Raw genomic sequence first — 18269 nt, 5'->3', positions numbered from 1 at the left:
CTACAGGCCCGTGTGGACGGCCGACGCGACCTCTTCGACCTCGCCGTTCTCACCGATCTTCAGCGCACCCGTGAGCAGGCCGACGACCTGGTTCATAGTGTGCGTCTTCGGCGAGACCACCGCGACCCGCTTTCCGAGGCGGTGCACGTGGATGCGGTCGGCGATGTCGAACACATGCGGCATGTTGTGGCTGATCAGCACCACCGGCAGGCCGCGTTCGCGGATGCGGTTGATCAGGTCGAGCACCTTGCCCGATTCGGCGACGCCGAGCGCGGCGGTGGGCTCGTCCATGATCACCGCCTTGGTGCCGAAAGCCGCCGCCCGCGCGACCGCGACACCTTGGCGCTGCCCACCGGACAACGTCTCCACCGGCTGCGTGATCGACTTGATGTTGATGCCGAGCTCGTCGAGGATCCGCTGTGCGTCGGCCCGCATCGTCGCGGTGTCCAGCTTCCGGAACAGCCGGCCGAACAGGTCCGTGCGCCGCTTTTCCCGGCCGAGGAACATGTTCGACGCGATGTCGAGCGCGGGCGCGACGGCGAGATCCTGGTACACCGTCTCGATTCCGTAGTGGCGAGCGTCCAAAGGGGACTTGAAGTGGACGGTCTGACCGTCCACTTTGATCTCACCGGCATCCGGGATCACCGCGCCCGAAAGGGCTTTGATGAGGCTCGACTTCCCGGCGCCGTTGTCGCCGACGACGGCGAGCACCTCGCCGGGGAACAGCTCGAAGTCGGCGCCGTCGATGGCGGTGACCCGGCCGTAGCGTTTGACCAGTCCCTGAGCGGACAACGTGGGCGTCGTCATGACTGCTGCCTCCTCGCGAACCGGTCGACGCAGACCGCGCCGATGAGCAGGGCGCCGGTGGCGACGTCCTGGTAGAGCGCGTCCACCCCGAGCTGGGTCAGCCCGGACCGCAGGACCGCGACGACCAGCGCGCCCATCATCGTGCCGAGTACCGAACCCCGGCCGCCGAACAGGCTCGCGCCGCCGAGTACCACCGCGGTGATCGAGTCGAGGTTGCCGAGCTGGAAGGCGTTCGGGTCGGCGTTCGGCACGCGGCCGAGCGCCTGCCAGGCGGCGATCCCGACGATCACGCCGGCGACGATGTACACCGAAAGGATCGTGCAGTTGACCTTGATCCCGGACAGCCGCGCGGATTCCGGCGCGTTGCCGACCGCGTAGACGTGCTTGCCCCACGGCGTCCGCGTGAGCGCGTACCAAAGCCCCAGGTACATCAGCAAAGCCAGTGTCATGCCGTAGGTGATCGGGATGCCGCCGAAGAGGTACCGGCGGGTGCCGAGCCATTTGAGCAGTTCGTCGGCGACCGGGACGGCCTGCCCGCTCGCGAACAGTTTCGCGGCCGCGGTGAGCACGGTCAGCAGGCCGAGCGTGACGATGAACGGCGGCAGTTTGATCCGGGTGACCAGCGAACCGGTGACCATCCCGATCACCACCGTCGCCACGATTCCCAGCAGCAGCGCCCAGATCCCGGAGACGCCGCCGACCACGAGCTTCGCCATGATCAACGTCGCGAGCACCATCGCGGCCGCGTTGGCCAGGTCGATACCCGCGGTCAGGATGATCAGCGTCTGCCCGAGGGCGAGCGTGCCGATCACCAGGGACTGTTGCACCACAAGGGAAAGGTTGTCGAGGTCGAGGAAGGTGTCGGTCGACAGCGAGAACACCACGATCGCGACGAGCAGGGCCAGCGCGGGCCCGACGGCGGGCGCGCGCAGGAAGAACTCACCGATCGACGGGCGTTCGTTGCCTTTGAGGGTTGCGGTAGTCACTTCGTCCCCCAGCAGTTCTCGAGGCCCCACTTGCTGTCCTGGCTTTCCACCCCGGGGATCGGCTTGTCGGTGATCACCGCGGAACCGGTGTTCACGAACCCGCTCGGCTTCTTCCCGGTCTTGGCGTATTCGACGGCGGCGAGGACGCCCTGCTCGGCCATCTTCTTGGGGAACTGCATGACCGTCGCGGCGTACTGGCCGTCGCGCACGTTCTTGACGCCTTCGCAGCCACCGTCGATCGAGCCCATCACGATCCGGTCCACCAGACCGCGGGCCTGGAGCGCGGCGTACGTGCCACGGCCCATCGGCTCGTTCATCGTGTAGACGGCGTTGATGTCGGTGGTGCGCTGCAGCAGGTTCTCGACGCCCTGCTGCGCGAGACTCTGGTCGCCGTTCGCGGGCGTCTTGCCCTTGATCTCCGGCGACGCGTCGGTCAGCCCGATGCCCTTGAGGAACCCGGTGTGCCGCTGGGTGTCCACTGTGGACCCGGCAGTGCCGTCCACCATGAACAGCTTCGGCGGCTTGCCGTTCAAGGCCGCCTTCACGTAGGCGCCTTGCTGACGTCCGGCTTCGAAGTTGTCCGTGGCGAAGGTGGCGTCGACGGCGGTGGCCGGTTCGGTCGCCGTGTCGAGCGCGATGACCAGCACCCCGGCCTTGCGGGCGCGGTCGATGGCGTCGAGGACGCCGGTCGAGGAACTCGGCGTGATCAGGATGGTGTTCGCACCCTGCTGCATGAGGTTCTCGATGGCCCGGACCTGACCGTCGTTGTCGCCGTCGAACTGGCCGGCGAGCGCGCTGAACTCCGCGCCGTTGGCCTCGGCGGCGGCCTTGGCGGCCGCTCTCAGCTCCACGAAGTAGGGATTGGTGTCGGTCTTGGTGACCAGGCCGACCTTGGCCTTGCCACCGCCGCCTGCGTTCGAGCCGCCACCCCAGTGGCGTTCGACGGTGCACCCGGCCGAGGTCACCGCTAGTGCGGCGGCCATCGCGAGCGCGGCGAGACTGCGCTGTCTCATGGGGGATGCCCTCCGATTCAAGGCTGTCCGTGATGGACCGGAAGGTAGACAGGGTTATGCTCAGTCGCAAGCGTTTGCGCAAACGCTTGCCAGCTGACTCACCGAGGATTGGTAATGCCGCCGTCTCGCTCGTCCCGTCCCACCCAACGCGACATCGCCGAGCTGGCGGGAGTCTCGATCACCACCGTGTCCCACGTGGTCAACGGCACGAGGGCGGTGGCCGAGGACACCAAGCTGGCGGTGCTGCGCGCCATCGAGCAGACCGGCTACACCGGTGACGCCATCGCCCGCTCGCTGGTGACCGGCGGGACGAGGTCGATCGGCGTGGCGATCTCCCTGATCGCGAACCCGTACTTCGCCGTCCTGATCCAGGCGATCGAGCGCGAAGCCGCCTCGGCCGGCTACACGGTCTTGCTCGCGGACACGCACGACACCGTCGACACCGAACGTGAGACCGTGCGGACGCTGCGTTCGCGCCGGGTCGACGGGCTGCTGATCACGCCGTCGCCGGGCGACGGTTCGGTGATCGGCGAGCTCGTCTCGCTCGACGTCCCGACCGTGCTCATCGACCGGCTCTCCACGCGGACCGACGTCGACCAGGTCGGCGCGGAGAACATCCAATCGACGTCGGCGCTGACGGCGCATCTGGCGTCGCTCGGGCATCAGCGGATCGGCATGATCAGCGGCACGGCCGGGCTGAGCACCAGCGAGGAGCGGATCCTCGGCTACCGGCTCGGGCTCGGGCGCTCGGGTTTGACCTGGTCGGAGGAGCTGGTCGCGTGCGGGCAGTCTTCGCAGGCCGGTGGCGCCCTCGCGCTGAGCACGCTGCTCGCGCTGCCGGAGCCGCCGACGGCGCTCGTGGTCGCCAACGACACCATGATGGTCGGGGTGCTGCACGAGTTGCGGCGCCGCGGCCTGCGCGCGGGAGTAGACCTGCCGGTGGTGGTCTACGACGACGTCGAATGGGCCGATCTGGTGGATCCGCCGCTGACCACGATGGCCCAGCCGATCGAGGAGATAGGCACACAGGCGGTGCGCCTGTTGCTGGCCCGCATCAACGATCCGGCACGCAAGGCCCAGACGATGCGGATTCCGCCTACGCTCCGCCATCGTGCGTCGTGCGGATGCGCTCTCGTTCACTCACATTGATGATTGTTGGGCGACTTTCCGGTCTCGCCGCCGAGTGACGCTCCGTCAGCCGTTACCGTCATTCAAGCTCGGATGAAGGCGTGGAGCGATGACCGCATTGTCCCCGGCGTTACCCCTGTGGGAGGACACCCCTGTCACCCACCGGTTCGGGGTGGCCATGGCGATGCACGCGAACCCGTATTCGGGTGAACTCGTCCGCGCCATCCGCCGCGCCGCGCGCCGTCACGGCTGCGAAATCACCCTCGCCGACACCGGCGACAGCGTCGCCGAAGAAGCCGCGGTCATCCGCGCGCTGCGGGCGGACCGCGTCGACGGTGTCCTGCTCGTCCCGGCGGCCGGCGACGAAGCGGTGATCAACGGGCTGGTCCGGATGGGCGTGCCGACCGTGCTCGTCGACCGGATGGCCGGACGCAACGACGTCGACCAGGTCGGCTCCGAGAACATCCAGGCCGTGTGCGCGCTCGTGCGGCACCTCGCGGGGCTGCGGCACCGCAAGATCGGCTTCATCTCCGGCGAAGAGGACGTGACCACCTACGAGGAGCGGGCGCTGGGCTACCGGCTCGGCCTCGGCCGCTCCGGCCTGCGGTGGACGTCGCAGCTGGTGGCGTGCGGGCGGTCGACCCCGGGCGGGGCGGCGGCCGCGACCGCGAAACTGCTCGACAGCTGGCCGTCGCCGACCGCGCTCGTGGTGGCGAGCGAGGCGATGATGATCGGCGTCCAGTACGAGGCGCACCGGCTCGGCATCCGCATCGGGCGCGATCTCGCGATCGTCGGCTACGGCGACATGGAGTGGGCCGGGCAGGTGACCCCGGCGGTCACCACGATGGCTCAGCCGATCGAGGAGATCGGGCGCAAGGCCGTCGAACTCCTGCTGGCCCGGATCACCGACCCTGAGCGACGACCCGAATCCGTACGGCTCGCACCGCGCTTCATCCACCGGCAGTCGTGCGGCTGCTGAGCCACAACTCGCTGGTGAGAAGCCCGCCGCCGGGTGATGATGGCGGAATGACCGACCTGTGGACCGTGCACACCGCCGACCTCGAAGCAGGCGTGCTGAGGGCGGCACGCGCTCTGCTGGACGACGCTTTCGACGGCGATTTCAGTGATCACGACTGGGAAAACGCCCTCGGCGGCATGCACACGCTGGTATGGGAGAGCGGCGAGCTGATCGGGCACGCGTCCCTGGTCCAGCGGCGGCTCGTGCACGACGGACGGGTCCTCCGCACGGGTTATATCGAGGCGGTCGCCGTCCGGTCGGATCACCGGCGGCGCGGGCACGGCGACGCGATGATGGACGCGCTGGAGCGGGTCCTGAGGAAGGCGTACGATCTCGGGGCGCTTTCGGCGTCCGACGAGGCACTGGAGTTCTACGCGTCGCGGGGCTGGCTGCTTTGGCGCGGGACTTCGTCGGCCATGACACCTTCGGGCATCGAGGCTACGAAGGAGGACGACGGGTCGATCCATGTGCTGCCGGTGGGGGTCACGCTGGATCTGGACGGGGAGATCACCTGCGACTGGCGTTCCGGCGACGTCTGGTGACGCATTTAGAGGACTAAATGCGGTGTTCCAGGGTTGCCGCGGCTTCGAGCAGCATCCAGGCGCTCACCTGGACGGACAGGTCGCGTTCGGCCGCGTCGGCGGCGAGGGGCAGCGAAGGCGCCGGAGTCGCCCAGTCAGCACTGAAGAGCGGTCCGTGCGGCGTCTCGGTGGCACCCGCCCAGCACGCGTCGGCCGACCGGATGACCAGGTCTCGTGCCACCCCGCTCGGCAGCATTGGCGCCGCGAGCGCCAGGTAGCGGGCGAGGATCCCGGCGAACAGGCCGCCGTCGCCGCCTTCCTGCCCGCGGATCACCCCGTTCGGCGCGACATGTTCCGCGACCGCGTGGATCGCGCGCTCCACTCTGTCCATTTCGGACAGTTCGAGACAAGCGCCGAGATAAACCCCTTGGCAGTACGTGAAAATATGCTTCACCAGTTCGCCGCTGCCGACGCGCAGGCCGTCCCACACCAGACCGGTTTCCGGGTCGACGAGCCGTTCGGTCATCCAGTCGGTCAACCCGCGGGCGTGCTGCGTGGAGCCTTCGCGGGCGTGGAAGATCGCGGCCGGGCCGTTCGCGGGCGCGTTCTTGAAGTCGTCGCCGACGCGCCACCAGATCCCGCCGCCCGCGTCGTCGGTCCAGCCTTCGCGCAGCCGGGAACTGATCGCCTCCAGCCCGCCGCGGACGTCCAGCCCGAGATGCCCCACGCGTTGCAGCGCGAGGCCGAGCCAGGCGATGTCGTCGTAGTAGTCGTTGATCCACTTGCCGAAGTTGCGCAGCCGCACGGACACCACGAACCGGTCGATCAGCTTCAGCCGATCCGGCGACGGCTCCCGCAGCTGGGCGTCGACGAGGGTCTCCAGCAGATGTGCCTGCCACCAGTAGTTCCAGTGCCAGTGGACGCGCTGTCCCGTCGAGGGCGGCCAGCCGCTGCGGCCCAGCACGGTCCCCGGCAGCCCCCACACGCGGCGCAGATGCCGGTCGCGGATCGCGCGCTCGGCGGTCGCGGCCCGGTCGGCGAGAGCAGTCATCGGGCCATCATCCCTTGCCCGCTGACATACCGCTCAGTATGTTGGGATGATTCCCGGACCCGCGAGGTGCTTCATGACCACGGCGCACGTGACCTGCCCGCTCTGCGAAGCCACCTGCGGTCTGGAGGTGACGATCGACGAGAAGAACCTGGTCACCCGGGTTCGAGGTGACAGCGAGGACGTCTTTTCGAAGGGGTACATCTGCCCGAAGGGTGCTTCGCTCGGCGCGCTGCATCACGACCCGGACAGGCTGACCGCGCCCTTGGTCAAACGGGACGGCGAGTTCGTCGAGGTCACCTGGGACGAGGCGTTCGCCGAAATCGACCGGCGGCTGCGGCCGATCATCGACGAGCACGGCAGGAACGCCGTCGCCGTCTACTCCGGCAATCCGACAGTGCACAACGCCGCGCTGGTGCTCTACGGCCGTGTGTTCTTCAAAGCCTTGGGCACCAGGAACTTCTACACCGCGACCACGGTCGACCAGATGCCGAAGCACTTCTCCTCCGGCTACCTCTTCGGCGACCCGCAGGCCATTCCCGTCGCCGACCTCGACCGCACCGGGCACCTGCTGATCCTGGGTGCGAACCCGTTGGTGTCCAACGGAAGCCTGATGACCGCCCCGGACACCCGCGGGAAGCTGCGCGGGATCCAGCGGCGCGGCGGCAAGATCGTCGTCCTCGACCCGCGCCGCACCCGGACCGCGCAACTCGCCGACGAGCACCACGCGATCCGGCCCGGCACCGACGCGTTGTTCCTGTTCGCGCTGGTCAACGTCCTGTTCGCGGAGAACCGGGTCACGCCGGGCGAACACGTCACCGGTGTCGACGAGGTCCGCGCGCTCGCGGAGCCCTTCACGCCGGAGGCGGTCGCGCCCGCGACCGGGATCGACGCCGCCGAGATCCGCCGTATCGCGCTCGAACTCGCGGACGCCGAACGCGCCGCGGTGTACGGCCGGATGGGCACCACGACCCAGGCGTACGGCACCATCGCGAGCTGGCTGGTCGACGTCCTCAACACGCTCACCGGCAACCTCGATCGCGAAGGCGGCGTGATGTTCCCGCTGCCCGCCCTGTGGCGGCCGCGCCGGTCCTCGCCGTTCACCAGCGGCCGCTGGACGAGCCGGGTGCGCGGGTATCCCGAGGTGCTCGGCGAGCTGCCGGTGGCCACGCTCGCGGACGAGATCGAGACGCCAGGCGAAGGCCAGGTGCGGGCGCTGGTGACCATCAGCGGCAACCCGGCGCTGAGCACGCCGAACTCCGCGCGGCTCACCGAAGCGTTGCGGCAGCTGGATTTCATGGTCTCCCTCGACGTGTACCTCAACGAGACCACGCGGCACGCCGACGTCATCCTGCCCGGACCGTCGCCGATGGAGCGGCCGCACTACGACGTCGCGCTGTACGCGCTCGCCGTGCGCAACGTCGCGAACTGGACGCCGCAGACGCTCGAAACGGATATGCCGCAGGAGTGGGTGACCCTGCTGCGGCTGGCCGGGATCGCCGCCGGCCAGGGCCCGGACGTCGACGTCGCCGCCTTCGACACGATGGTCGCGGGCGAAACGGCGCGGCGCACCGGCGTCGACCTCTCGCTCGCCGAAGGCCGCACGGGACCGGCGCGGATGATCGACCTGATGCTGCGCGGCGGACCGTACGGGCTGAGCCTGGCGGACCTCGAAGCCGCCCCGCACGGCATCGACCTCGGCGCACTGAAGCCCCGGCTGCCCGAGGCGCTCGCCACCGCGAGCGGAAAGGTCGAACTGGCCCCGGAGGCGATCACGAAGGATGTCCTGCGGCTGCGCGCGGAGCTGGACAAGGCGCCAGACGGTGGACTGCTGCTGATCGGGCGTCGGCATCTGAGCTCGAACAACTCGTGGATGCACAACCTGACGCCGCTGGTGCGCGGTGGGAACCGGTGCACCGTCCAGGTGCATCCGGACGACGCGTCCCGGCTCGGGCTGACCGACGGCGGGCTCGCGTCGGTGACGTCGCGGGCGGGCAAGCTCGAAGCGCCGGTGGAGGTCACGGCCGACGTCCGGCCCGGCGTGGTGAGCATGCCGCACGGCTGGGGACACGACCTCGACGGAACGCGGACGAAGGTCGCCGCCGCGCACGCCGGGGTCAACTCGAACCTGGTCGCGGACGAGACCCTGCTCGACGTGCCGTCCGGGAACGCAGTCCTGAACGGGATCCCGGTGGAGGTGGCCCCCGTCTAGCCAGGGCTCCGGCGAAATTGGCGTGTTCTTGGGCGGCCTTCGGTGCCCCCAATGTGACATCGGAGACGCTCAGTGTCCCCAATGCCACGTTGGGCGCAGCAACCGTCTAGCGGGGAGTCACCAGGCTTGGGTGAGGTCGGCGTGCTGCCGGACCCAGGCGTGCATGACGATCCCGGCGGCGACGCCGGCGTTGATCGAGCGGGTCGTGCCGAACTGCGCGATCGAAACGACCAGCGACGCCGTCTTCTGCGCCTCGGCCGACAACCCGGGCCCCTCCTGGCCGAACAGCAGGACACACTCGCGCGGCAGTTCGGCGGTCTCGACGGGCTGCGAACCGGGCGTGTTGTCGACGGCGACCACGGCGAGCCCTTCCGTCGCGGCGAAGGTCAGCAGGCCGTTGACGTCCTCGTGGTGGAGAAGGTGCTGGTAGCGGTCGGTCACCATGGCGCCGCGCCGGTTCCAGCGCCGACGCCCGACGATGTGCACCGCCGCCGCGGCGAACGCGTTCGCCGTCCGGACCACGGTGCCGATGTTGTGGTCGTGCTGGAAGTTCTCGATCGCCACGTGGAACGGATGCCGACGGCTGTCCACATCGGACACGATGGCCTCTCGCCGCCAGTAGCGGTATGGGTCGACGACGTTGCGGCGATCACCTCCTGCCAGGAGTTCGGGGTCGTAGCGCTCGTCCGCGGGCCATTCGCCCTCCCACGGGCCGACGCCGACCTCTTCCCGCGCCACCCATTCGGTGGGCCCGGCTTCTTCCGAGTTCACCCGGTGATTGTCACCCAGTGGTCACCATCGGAGGTCCTTCGGGGGTATTCGGCGGATCCAGGTTTCCGCTGGGTGCGCGGCCGCGAGGTCCTCGTACCGGGTTGTACTCGGGCCTAGCGGCCGTGCGCCCAGCGGAAACCTGGGCCGTCGAGACCTCCGGAGGACATCCGATGGTGACCGCTCAGCCCATGCTGACGCGGTGCGCCGGTGCGTCCTCGTCGTGGTGGCGGTGACGCCAGCGCTGGTACGCGCCGATGTAGGAGATGATCACCGTCGCCATCGCGATCACGACGACCACCGGCAGTGACGAACGCGGGAACACGGTGTCGTAGAGGTAGTAGGCGTTGAAGCCGCCGGGCAGGTCACCGAGGCCCTGCTGGTGCCGGAAGTAGTTCTCGGCCGCCGTCAGCGGGCAGGGCCACGGGAAGACGTTGACGAGGACACCCCATGCGGCGAAGAACACATGCACGAAGATCACCTTCGGCCACCGCCACGCCAGGAAACCGCCGAATCCTATGAACAACAGCGCGAAAATGTGCACCGCGACTGTCACGTTCGCCAGGAAACCCGCCACCTCAAGCCCCCTTTCACACCCCTACCAGCGACGTTACCCCTCTCGTATTGAGAAACGCTCACGAAAAAAGGGGCATCCTCCGTTCGCACACGGAGGATGCCCCCTTCGGGACGCTTTACTCAGGACAGACCGAGATCGTCCTTGTTCAGAATGTAACGGTATTCGAGGCCTTCCTTCTCGATGGCCTCGCGCGCTCCGGTGTCCCGGTCGACGACCGTCGCGACGCCGACGACGTTCGCTCCGGCCTCGCGCAGCGCCTCGACGGCGGTGAGGACGCTGCCGCCGGTGGTCGAGGTGTCCTCGACGGCCAGCACCCGCTGCCCCAGCACCTCGACCCCTTCGATCCGGCGCTGCATGCCGTGTTCCTTGACCGCCTTGCGGACGACGAACGCGTCGAGCACGACACCGTCGGTCGCCGCGGAGTGCAGCATCGCCAGCGCCACCGGGTCCGCGCCGAGGGTCAGGCCGCCGGCGGCGACGTAGTCCCAGTCGTGCGTGAGCTGCCGGAGCAGCTTCCCGATGAGCGGCGCGGCCGCGTGATGCAGCGTCGCCCGCCGGAGGTCGATGTAGTAGTCGGCTTCCTTGCCGGAGGACAAGGTCACCTTGCCGTGCACGACGGCGAGTTCGCCGACCAGTCTCGCCAGTTCGAGTTTCGCCGCTTGATCAACACCGGGGTACGCCACGGCCGAGAGTCTTACACACGGCCCGCCGGGGCCTTCGACGGTAGCTCTAGTCATTGCCGGACGTCGCCGCGTCGACCGCCTGGCCGCGAGTCGCCGCCCAGGCCGGGACCAGGGTCGCCGCCAGTGCGAGCACCGCGGCGAGCCCGATGATGGTCAGGTAGATCAGCGGCGAGCCCATCGGCAGCAGCGAATCGGCCGCGACCAGGCAGAACGGGACGATCGCGCCCGCCGAGACGACGGTGCCGAGCACGATTCCGACCAGCGCGACGAGCCCGCCTTCGAAGCCGGCCATCCGCAGCACCTGCGCCCTCGTCGAGCCGGTGAGCCGCTGGAGGCCGAACTCGCGGCGCCGCCGCACGGTCGCCATCACGAGCGTGTTGGCGACCGAAATCACCGTGTAGGCGATGATCATCCCGACCAGCAGGTAGTTCACCCACGCGCCGACGGCCTGATCCTTGTCGTGCGCCGCGACGAGCGCCGCCCGGTCGCCGACGGTCACCGGAAGCCCGGCCGTCGCCTCGCGGAGCCGCTCGGTGAGCACCGCCGGATCGACGTCCGGGGCGGCGCGGACGAGCATCTGCGGCGCGAGTCCCGCGGTGGTGTGCGGGGCCAGGAGACCGGCCGGGAGCAGCAGGCTCTCGAAGCCGGGGCGCTGGCTGGTGATCGCGACGACCTTGACGTCGACGGGGGTGCCGTCGCCGAGCCGCAGGCCGAGCGTGTCGCCGATGCCGCGGCCGAAATCCTTCGCGAAGACCTCGGGGAGCGCGACGGCCCGGCCAGTCAAGGCCGCCAAGTCGCCCTGGGTCACCTTGGTGTCGGTCGTGGCGGAGGCGCCGGAGGCGGTCAGGCCGATCGCCGGCCGTCCCTCGTCGGAGGAGTCGTACGGGTTTTCCAGGAACACGCTGCTGGTGACGTACTCGGACGCACCGGCGACGCCGGGCACGGCCTGGATCCGCTGGACGAGGTCCGGGGACAGCCCTCCCGCCGCGGAACCGATCACGGCGTCCGCCCGGACGTCTTCGGTGAAGGCCTGGTTCGCCAGCTCCTGCTGGGTGGTCTGCAGGTAGATGTTCGCGGTCGCGATGCCGACGGCGAGCATGATCGGGGTGACCGCGCCCGCCGCCCGGACGATGCCGGCGCGGGTGTTGAGCACGGCGAGCCGGGCGTCGATACCGCCGAGCAGGCGCATCGGCCACTGCAGGATCGCCGTCATCACCTTGGCGACGCCGGGCGTGATCATCGCGACGCCGATCGCCCACAGGATCACCGCGGGGCCGGCGGTACTGGCCGCGATCGGCCCGGTCATCACCGCGACGGTCACGATCGCCAGCGCGGTGCCGCCGCCGAAGGAGAGCGCGGCGACGATGAACCGCGTCGGGGTCAGCCAGCGGCGGGTGACCGCGGCCTCGGCGAGCGCCTCGGTCGGCCGGATCTTCCCGGCGCGGCGGCCCGCGACGAAGGCGGCGATGAACACCGCGAGCATCGCGGCACCCGCGCCGACGACGGCGGGCAGCCAGCCCTGGTAGAACCGCAGCACCGAGGGCACCACACCGTTCTCGACGAGCTGTCCGAACAGCCATTCGCCCAGGAACGGTCCCAACAAGGCGGCGAGCGCCGTGGCGAGCAGGCCGACGGCCAGCGCTTCGCCGAGCACCATGCGCCGCAGCTGACGCGGGGTCGTGCCGATCGCCCGCATCAGCGCGAGTTCCCGCGAACGCTGCTGGGTGGACAGGCTCAGCGTGCTGGCGACGACGAACATCGCGACCATCACCGAAAGCCCACCGGACACCGCGGCGATCACGATCAGGTTGGCCCCGCTCGAATCGGCTTCGGGGAATTCCGCGACACCGCGGTCGATACCGGTCAGCACGTTCGCCCCGGTCGCGGCCTCGGCGACCTTCGCCTGCACCGCTTCGATGTCGGCGCCGGGATCGGTGAAGACACCGATGACGTCGGCCTTGCCGGGGTGTCCGGAGAGCCGGGCGGCGTCGGCGGCGGAGAAGAACACGGCGGCCTGCGTGATCGAACGCGGCGCACCGGCGACTCCGGCCACGCGGAACGATTCGGTCTTGCCGCGCGCGGCGACCTGCACGACGTCACCGGGCTTCGCCCCCGATGAGGACTCGACGACGACCTCGCCCGCGACCGGCGCGGCACCCGCGACCAGGGCGTACGGGGTCAGGACGGCGGAGTCCCAAGCGTGCCCGAGCGCGGGCTTCCCGCCCGCCGCGAGCGGGAAGCTCACTTCACCGACGACGTCCGAGACGCCGGGGACGGACCGCAGCCGGGACACCAGGCCGCTGTCGAGCCGGACACGCTCGGGAAGCCGCGCGTCCTCGAACTTGCGTTTGTCGTCCGGTTCCAGGGTTTCCGGATCTTCCTTGGGCAGCTCGAAGGTCTGGCCGCCGGTGACGAGGATCGGGGCGGCCGCGAGCCGCTGCGGTTCGGCGTTGCTGCGGATCCCGGTCTCCATCAGGCCACCGCAGGAGGCGACGATCAGCGCGCCGAAGAAGACGGCGATGAAGGTGCCGATGAAACCGCCCTTGCGCAGGCGCAAGGTCCGGAAGGCGAGTCGCAGCATCACGCACCCGCCCTGGCCGGGCTGCCCCAGGCACCCAGGTGGGTCATGCGTTCGGCGACGACGTCCGCGGTCGGCGCGTGCAGTTCGTCCGCGATCCGGCCGTCGGCGAGGAAGATGACCCGGTCCGCGTAGGAGGCGGCCATCGGGTCGTGGGTCACCATGATCACCGTCTGGCCTGTCGTGCGGACCGAGGCGCGCAGCAGGTCGAGGACCTCGGCCGCGGTGCGGGTGTCGAGCGCTCCGGTCGGCTCGTCGGCGAAGACCACCGCGGGCCGGGTGACCAGCGCCCGCGCGATCGCCACACGCTGTGCCTGCCCGCCGGACAGTTCACCGGGCAGGTGCTTGCGGCGGCCGGAAAGCCCGACGCGGGCCAGCATCTCCTCGACGACGCGACGATCCGGCTTGGCGCCGGCCAGCTGCTGCGGGAGCGTGACGTTCTGCTCGACGGTCAGCGCCGGAAGCAGGTTGAAGGCCTGGAAGATGAAGCCCACCCGGTCGCGGCGCAGCTTCGTCAGCTTCGTCTCGCTCATTCCGGCCAGCTCCTGCCCGTCGAGCACGACGGACCCCGAGGTCGGCCGGTCCAGCCCGGCGGCGCAGTGCAGAAAGGTGCTCTTGCCCGAGCCCGAAGGGCCCATCACGGCGGTGAAGCCCCCGCGCGGGAACGCGAGCGTCACCCCGTCCAGCGCGACGACGCCCTTGCCGTATTCCTTGCGGACGCCGTCGAGCCGGACCGCGTCTCCGTTCCACCCAGAGTTCATGCTGAAAACCCTAGGAATCCCAGGTCGGAAGCACCCTGGGGCGAGCGTGCGTCTCCTTGGTAGGGCGAGCCCTACCTGACCGCGCCGGTCTTGGCGTCCACGTCGAGGTCGTGCTGGATCCCCTTGCCGTCGCGTAGCCCGACCTGCCAGACGAGGGCGCCGTCGGTGGCGCGGTCGATCTCCATCTCGTCGAGCTCGCCCGGCTGCCGTTGCTGCGCGGTCTGCAACGCCTTCACCGCGTCGACGTCCGCCTGCGCGATCTTCGCCAGGTCGTCGCTCGGCTTCGCGGTCTGCTGGTCTCCGAGGACCTGGCCGCCGTCACGGCTCACGCGGATCTTGTGTTCCTGCCCGGCGGACGCGACCTTGATCTCCCAGCCGTCGTTCTCGGGCTCCACGTCGAACACCCGCCCGCCGGGCACGGCGGCCGCCGCGGCCTGGATCGCTTTCACCGGCTGCGCTTCCGGCCCCGGAGCCGCAGGCCCCGGCGGTGGCTCGGTGGAGCAGGCGGCCAGCGTCAGCGCGGCCGCGATGACGAGAAGTGATGACTTCATGATCCACGCGTACCCGCCCGGCGCGCGCTCGAACCCTCACCGGGCCGATGGCACTGTGGGGTGATGGTCTCGAACGGACAGGGCTGGCTCCAGATCGGCGAGCTGACGACGGCGTTCGCGCTTTCGGCGGCGATCGGGCTGGAGCGGCAGATCAGGGGCAAGAGCGCCGGGCTGCGGACCCAGACCATCGTGGGCACGGCGTCCGCGCTGATCCTTTTGGTCAGTAAGTACGGTTTCGGCGACATCCTCGCGACCGGGCAGGTGGTCCTCGACCCGTCCCGGATCGCGGCGCAGATCGTCTCCGGTGTCGGATTCCTCGGCGCCGGGCTGATCATCACCAGGCAGGGTGCGATCCGGGGACTCACCACGGCCGCCGCGGTGTGGGAGACCGCGGCCATCGGCATGGCGGCGGGTGCCGGGTTGCTGCTGCTGGCGGTCGTGGTGACGGCCATGCATTTCGTGGTGGTACTCGGTTTTACCTGGCTGACCAAGCATCTTCCGGGCGGCACGGGCACGACCAGGCTGCGCGTGAGCTACGCGGACGGGAAAGGTGTCCTGCGCGATCTGCTGGCGCTCTGCACGAGCCATCGATGGTCGATCACGTCCTTGCGGATCACCGACGACCGCGACGGCGAAGTGACGGTCTCGCTCGACCTCACCGGCCCCGATCACGCCGCCGCGCCGACCGTGCTCGCGGCGACCGAAGGCGTGCGGTCCATCGAGACCGCCGATGACGACTAGGTGCGGCCTTTACCGCCGAAGCCGCCGCCGAGTTTGCGCAGTACCGCCCTCGGCAACAGCCCGCCGACCGCGACGAGTGCCTTGTACTGCAGGCTCGGCACCGAAATCACCTTGCCGCGGCGCAGATCCGCGAGCGCCTCGTCGACGACCTGGTCGACGCCGAGCCAGAACGCCTTCGGCCCGGGCTTGTCCAGTCCCGCCCGCTCGTGGAACTCCGTGGTGGTGAACCCGGGGCACAGCGCCATCATGCGGATGTTCTTCGGCAGCGAGGCGGCGATGCCCTCGGTGAACGAGGTGACCCAGTTCTTGCTGGCGGTGTACGTCGAGCCGCGGCCGCTGAAGAAGCCGGCGACCGAGCTGACGTTGATGATCGCGCCCTCGCCGCGCTCGATCATGCCGGGCAGCGCGGCGCGGGTCAGCCGCAGGACGGCCGTGACGTTGACGTCGAGCTGACGTTGCAGCGCGTCCGGCGGGATGGTCCAGAAATCCCCGTTGAGGCCGAAGCCCGCGTTGTTCACCAGCAGGTCCACCGGCCCGGCTTCCAGACGGGCCTCGACCAGCGCCCGTCCGTCCACTTCGGACAGATCGGCCGGCAGGACGACCACGTCGACACCGTGCGCCTCGACCAGTTCCGCCGCGAAGCCCTCCAGCCGGTCGACGTCGCGGGCGACGAGCACGAGGTCGTATCCCTCGGCGGCGAGCCGGCGCGCGAACTGCGCGCCGATGCCGGCGGTGGCACCGGTGATCAGGGCGGTCTGTGTCATGCCGCCGAACCTACTCCTCGGTCGGATTCCGGGAAGAAGCTCGGACGAGCCGGGTGTGGGGGTCACCCACCGTGGGGATTTGACGTGCAACCGCGCTGGTCGGGAAGTATCGTCCGGCCCCATGGGGAAGCACAGCAGGCGAAAGCCGAGCTACCTGCCCAAAGTCGCGGTCGGCGCGGCGCCGCTGGCGTTGTTCCTCGCCGGCCCGGCCACCGCGATCGCCACCCAGACCGACCCGTCGATCCCGCTGCCCCTCGACCACCAGCGCGAAGGCAGCCTCGACCGCGGAGCCGGCTTCACCACCGAAGGTGACACGTCCGTCTTTCGCGGCTTCTTGACCAACACCGAACGGAACGTCTTCGGCAAGGACCTCGGCGACGCGAAGGTCGTCGCGGACGTTCGCCGCTCGGTGAGCGAGACCGTCGAGACCCGCGAGAGTGTCACCGCCCGCCCGGACAAGGTCGGCGCGCTCGGTGCGGCGAAGACCGCCGAGACTCTGAAGCAAGGCCAGAGGGAAGCCGTCAAGGTCGACCGCTACGGCAGCGTCGTCGCCGGAAACGAGACCGAACTCGAACGGACCGGCGCCCGGCTGACCGAGGTCGCGCTCGACCCGCGTACCGGCGTCCCCACCCTCATCTCCCAGGACGGCCGCGGCCTCCGCGCGGCCGAGGGGACCTATCACGCCGTCCGCCCGCTGCCCCGGGTCGGCGTGATCACCGAGACGGACCAGCGAGCCGCCGGCACGCTGGACCGCGCCGTCCGGCTCGACGGCGGGTTCTCCGGTGACCTCGGCGGCGTGCTGGAGGCCGGGCGGTCGTCCGGGCACGCGGTCGACGTCGGCGACCTCGCGGCCGTCGGGACGACGTCGGCGCAGCACGGCAACGGTCGGTTCAAGGGTGTTCTTCCGCTCGACGTCGGCTCGGGCACCGCCTTGGGCCAGGAACACGCCCTCGGCGGCAACATCGGCCCGGGGACCGGGCTCGTGACCACGGGGCAGGGCGTGGATCTGGCGCAGCACCGCGGCGGGCTCGCGGGCTCCGGTTCCCACACGATCAGCGGCGACCTCGGCATCGGCGAGGTCGCGTCCGTCCGCGGCGCCACGACGTCTTCCGTGCGCGGGGTCCTGCCCACCGCCGATCCGGCGCAGGCAGGGCATGTGACGCAGTCCGGGACGCTCGACCTGACCCTGCTCGGTCAGCCGGCGCACACCGGCTACACCGCCGGGGCGCTCCCCCTGGAGCTCAAGCGGTCTTAATTCCCGGGCTCGATGTCGTCCGGGGTCTCGGCCTGCCAGTGACGGCCCGGGGTCGAGGCGTTGTCGTACTCCTCGTCGAACGGGTCCACGATGTCGGCGATCTCGCCGAGGTCGCGCAGCAGCCGCTCGAGCCGTGACGGCCCGGCGTTCGGGGCGACGCTCGCGAGCACCCACTCGTTCTCCAGCCACGCCACGCCGACGTCGCCGCCGAGCGAGTCCGCCGCGTCGACGAGTTCCTGCGTGATCACCTTGCGGGCACCCTCGGAGTCGTCCGCGAAGGCGTAGCGCTGACCGATCGGGCCGAGCATCTCGGGCATGTCCTGGCGCTGGAACGGCACGCTGGACAGCCACATCTCCAGCGGCGTCTCGTGCACGCGGTTGCAGCGCACGGCGACCACGACCGCCGGGATCTGGCCCTCGGTCTCGATGTCGAAGATGAAGACGGGGCGCCGCCCGTCGGAAGTGAAGGTGGACCCGGCCACGACGTTGACCGCCAGCTGCGCGCCGAAGTAGCCGATCGCGCCGTTGGACCACTGCCGCGGCAACCGCTCGTCCTCTTCGACGAACTGCCAGCCGCGCAGCTCGGCCCAGCGCATGCGCTCGCGATTGCGCGAGCCCTCCTTCGCCCGGTCGGCCGCGAGCAGCGCCAGCCCCGCCACCAAGGCGACGGCGGCGATGACGAACCAGATCCACGCCGGAATACCCACGACGGTCAGGGTATCCCCCTGCCCTCACCGGATGTGATCGCCGGGCGCCGTGTCGCGCACCCCTTTCGGTGCGGGGCCCGGGAAAGACCACGAAAGACGCAGGGAAAGGTCGACAAATCGCCGTGTCGCCAATGCTATGAACGGTCCGTTC

The 18269-nt window shown here is 69.9% G+C and carries 18 protein-coding genes; 6 read left to right on the top strand and 12 right to left on the bottom strand.

The window, feature by feature from the left end:
- Genes AVR91_RS00575 through AVR91_RS00565 form a run of 3 tightly spaced genes read right to left on the bottom strand, consistent with a single transcriptional unit; the run spans window position 1 to window position 2806 of the window.
- Window positions 1-807, bottom strand: coding sequence for an ATP-binding cassette domain-containing protein (locus AVR91_RS00575; protein WP_063275368.1), 807 nt, complete (start codon window positions 805-807; stop codon window positions 1-3).
- Window positions 804-1793: an ABC transporter permease gene (locus tag AVR91_RS00570; RefSeq protein ID WP_063275367.1), complete on the bottom strand. Its 990-nt coding sequence runs from the start codon at window positions 1791-1793 to the stop codon at window positions 804-806. The genes AVR91_RS00575 and AVR91_RS00570 overlap by 4 nt, the downstream gene beginning before the upstream one ends.
- Window positions 1790-2806 carry a substrate-binding domain-containing protein gene (locus tag AVR91_RS00565; RefSeq protein WP_063275366.1) on the bottom strand — a complete coding sequence of 339 codons (1017 nt, stop codon included), beginning with the start codon at window positions 2804-2806 and terminating at the stop codon, window positions 1790-1792. Before AVR91_RS00565 ends, AVR91_RS00570 begins: the two co-directional genes overlap by 4 nt.
- Before the next feature lie 114 nt (window positions 2807-2920).
- On the opposite strand from AVR91_RS00565, the gene AVR91_RS00560 reads away from it, so the two are divergent.
- The 3 genes from AVR91_RS00560 to AVR91_RS00550 all read left to right on the top strand — a co-directional run bounded on the left by AVR91_RS00560 (window position 2921) and on the right by AVR91_RS00550 (window position 5494).
- A complete protein-coding gene (locus AVR91_RS00560; protein ID WP_063275365.1) occupies window positions 2921-3955 on the top strand; it encodes a LacI family DNA-binding transcriptional regulator in 1035 nt (344 codons plus the stop codon).
- 88 nt (window positions 3956-4043) lie between these two features.
- Complete coding sequence (locus AVR91_RS00555) at window positions 4044-4913, top strand: LacI family DNA-binding transcriptional regulator (protein ID WP_038521587.1); 870 nt, start codon at window positions 4044-4046, stop codon at window positions 4911-4913.
- A 47-nt stretch (window positions 4914-4960) separates the two neighbouring features.
- Window positions 4961-5494, top strand: coding sequence for a GNAT family N-acetyltransferase (locus AVR91_RS00550; protein WP_063275364.1), 534 nt, complete (start codon window positions 4961-4963; stop codon window positions 5492-5494).
- Window positions 5495-5507: 13 nt separating this feature from the next.
- Here the strand turns inward: AVR91_RS00550 and AVR91_RS00545 are convergent, their stop codons facing one another.
- A complete protein-coding gene (locus AVR91_RS00545) occupies window positions 5508-6524 on the bottom strand; it encodes a glycoside hydrolase family 76 protein (protein WP_063275363.1) in 1017 nt (338 codons plus the stop codon).
- Window positions 6525-6597: 73 nt separating this feature from the next.
- Here AVR91_RS00545 and AVR91_RS00540 point away from each other — a divergent pair, with 73 nt between their 5' ends.
- Window positions 6598-8733, top strand: a complete 2136-nt coding sequence (locus AVR91_RS00540) for a molybdopterin oxidoreductase family protein (RefSeq protein ID WP_063275362.1) — start codon at window positions 6598-6600, stop codon at window positions 8731-8733.
- 117 nt (window positions 8734-8850) lie between these two features.
- Here the strand turns inward: AVR91_RS00540 and AVR91_RS00535 are convergent, their stop codons facing one another.
- From AVR91_RS00535 to AVR91_RS00510, 6 genes are all read right to left on the bottom strand, one after another.
- Window positions 8851-9504: a TrmH family RNA methyltransferase gene (locus AVR91_RS00535; RefSeq protein ID WP_063275361.1), complete on the bottom strand. Its 654-nt coding sequence runs from the start codon at window positions 9502-9504 to the stop codon at window positions 8851-8853.
- A gap of 181 nt (window positions 9505-9685) precedes the next feature.
- Window positions 9686-10078 carry a DUF2784 domain-containing protein gene (locus tag AVR91_RS00530; RefSeq protein ID WP_063275360.1) on the bottom strand — a complete coding sequence of 131 codons (393 nt, stop codon included), beginning with the start codon at window positions 10076-10078 and terminating at the stop codon, window positions 9686-9688.
- Between the two features lie 119 nt (window positions 10079-10197).
- Window positions 10198-10761, bottom strand: a complete 564-nt coding sequence (gene pyrE, locus AVR91_RS00525) for an orotate phosphoribosyltransferase (protein WP_016338130.1) — start codon at window positions 10759-10761, stop codon at window positions 10198-10200.
- A gap of 46 nt (window positions 10762-10807) precedes the next feature.
- Complete coding sequence (locus tag AVR91_RS00520) at window positions 10808-13342, bottom strand: FtsX-like permease family protein (RefSeq protein ID WP_063275359.1); 2535 nt, start codon at window positions 13340-13342, stop codon at window positions 10808-10810.
- Window positions 13342-14100, bottom strand: coding sequence for an ABC transporter ATP-binding protein (locus tag AVR91_RS00515; RefSeq protein ID WP_063275358.1), 759 nt, complete (start codon window positions 14098-14100; stop codon window positions 13342-13344). Before AVR91_RS00515 ends, AVR91_RS00520 begins: the two co-directional genes overlap by 1 nt.
- Before the next feature lie 71 nt (window positions 14101-14171).
- Window positions 14172-14651: a PepSY domain-containing protein gene (locus AVR91_RS00510; protein WP_083737290.1), complete on the bottom strand. Its 480-nt coding sequence runs from the start codon at window positions 14649-14651 to the stop codon at window positions 14172-14174.
- Window positions 14652-14711: 60 nt separating this feature from the next.
- Between AVR91_RS00510 and AVR91_RS00505 the strand changes: the two genes are divergently transcribed.
- On the top strand, window positions 14712-15392 hold the full coding sequence (locus tag AVR91_RS00505; RefSeq protein WP_016338134.1) for an MgtC/SapB family protein: 681 nt from the start codon (window positions 14712-14714) through the stop codon (window positions 15390-15392).
- Here the strand turns inward: AVR91_RS00505 and AVR91_RS00500 are convergent.
- Window positions 15389-16156: an SDR family NAD(P)-dependent oxidoreductase gene (locus AVR91_RS00500; protein ID WP_063275357.1), complete on the bottom strand. Its 768-nt coding sequence runs from the start codon at window positions 16154-16156 to the stop codon at window positions 15389-15391. The two genes, AVR91_RS00505 and AVR91_RS00500, sit on opposite strands and share 4 nt — an antisense overlap.
- 121 nt (window positions 16157-16277) lie before the next feature.
- Between AVR91_RS00500 and AVR91_RS00495 the strand changes: the two genes are divergently transcribed.
- The gene (locus AVR91_RS00495; RefSeq protein ID WP_063275356.1) at window positions 16278-17411 is read left to right on the top strand and encodes a hypothetical protein; all 1134 of its coding nucleotides are present in this window, start codon (window positions 16278-16280) and stop codon (window positions 17409-17411) included.
- Here AVR91_RS00495 and AVR91_RS00490 read toward each other — a convergent pair.
- Window positions 17408-18118: a type III secretion system chaperone family protein gene (locus AVR91_RS00490; protein ID WP_063275355.1), complete on the bottom strand. Its 711-nt coding sequence runs from the start codon at window positions 18116-18118 to the stop codon at window positions 17408-17410. The genes AVR91_RS00495 and AVR91_RS00490 overlap by 4 nt on opposite strands.
- Window positions 18119-18269: the final 151 nt, after the last annotated feature.

This window comes from Amycolatopsis keratiniphila subsp. keratiniphila, assembly GCF_001620365.2.
Classification (GTDB): Bacteria; Actinomycetota; Actinomycetes; order Mycobacteriales; family Pseudonocardiaceae; genus Amycolatopsis; species Amycolatopsis keratiniphila.
This window is presented reverse-complemented; position numbering and strand designations above follow the sequence as displayed.

What these genes read in the sequence shown, in the direction of transcription:
- AVR91_RS00575 (WP_063275368.1), bottom strand. Translation starts at nt 807, where the DNA reads ATGACGACGCCCACGTTGTCCGCTCAGGGACTGGTCAAACGCTACGGC.
- AVR91_RS00565 (WP_063275366.1), bottom strand. Translation starts at nt 2,806, where the DNA reads ATGAGACAGCGCAGTCTCGCCGCGCTCGCGATGGCCGCCGCACTAGCG.
- AVR91_RS00560 (WP_063275365.1), top strand. Translation starts at nt 2,921, where the DNA reads ATGCCGCCGTCTCGCTCGTCCCGTCCCACCCAACGCGACATCGCCGAG.
- AVR91_RS00555 (WP_038521587.1), top strand. Translation starts at nt 4,044, where the DNA reads ATGACCGCATTGTCCCCGGCGTTACCCCTGTGGGAGGACACCCCTGTC.
- AVR91_RS00550 (WP_063275364.1), top strand. Translation starts at nt 4,961, where the DNA reads ATGACCGACCTGTGGACCGTGCACACCGCCGACCTCGAAGCAGGCGTG.
- AVR91_RS00545 (WP_063275363.1), bottom strand. Translation starts at nt 6,524, where the DNA reads ATGACTGCTCTCGCCGACCGGGCCGCGACCGCCGAGCGCGCGATCCGC.
- AVR91_RS00540 (WP_063275362.1), top strand. Translation starts at nt 6,598, where the DNA reads ATGACCACGGCGCACGTGACCTGCCCGCTCTGCGAAGCCACCTGCGGT.
- AVR91_RS00520 (WP_063275359.1), bottom strand. Translation starts at nt 13,342, where the DNA reads ATGCTGCGACTCGCCTTCCGGACCTTGCGCCTGCGCAAGGGCGGTTTC.
- AVR91_RS00515 (WP_063275358.1), bottom strand. Translation starts at nt 14,100, where the DNA reads ATGAACTCTGGGTGGAACGGAGACGCGGTCCGGCTCGACGGCGTCCGC.
- AVR91_RS00510 (WP_083737290.1), bottom strand. Translation starts at nt 14,651, where the DNA reads ATGAAGTCATCACTTCTCGTCATCGCGGCCGCGCTGACGCTGGCCGCC.
- AVR91_RS00500 (WP_063275357.1), bottom strand. Translation starts at nt 16,156, where the DNA reads ATGACACAGACCGCCCTGATCACCGGTGCCACCGCCGGCATCGGCGCG.
- AVR91_RS00495 (WP_063275356.1), top strand. Translation starts at nt 16,278, where the DNA reads ATGGGGAAGCACAGCAGGCGAAAGCCGAGCTACCTGCCCAAAGTCGCG.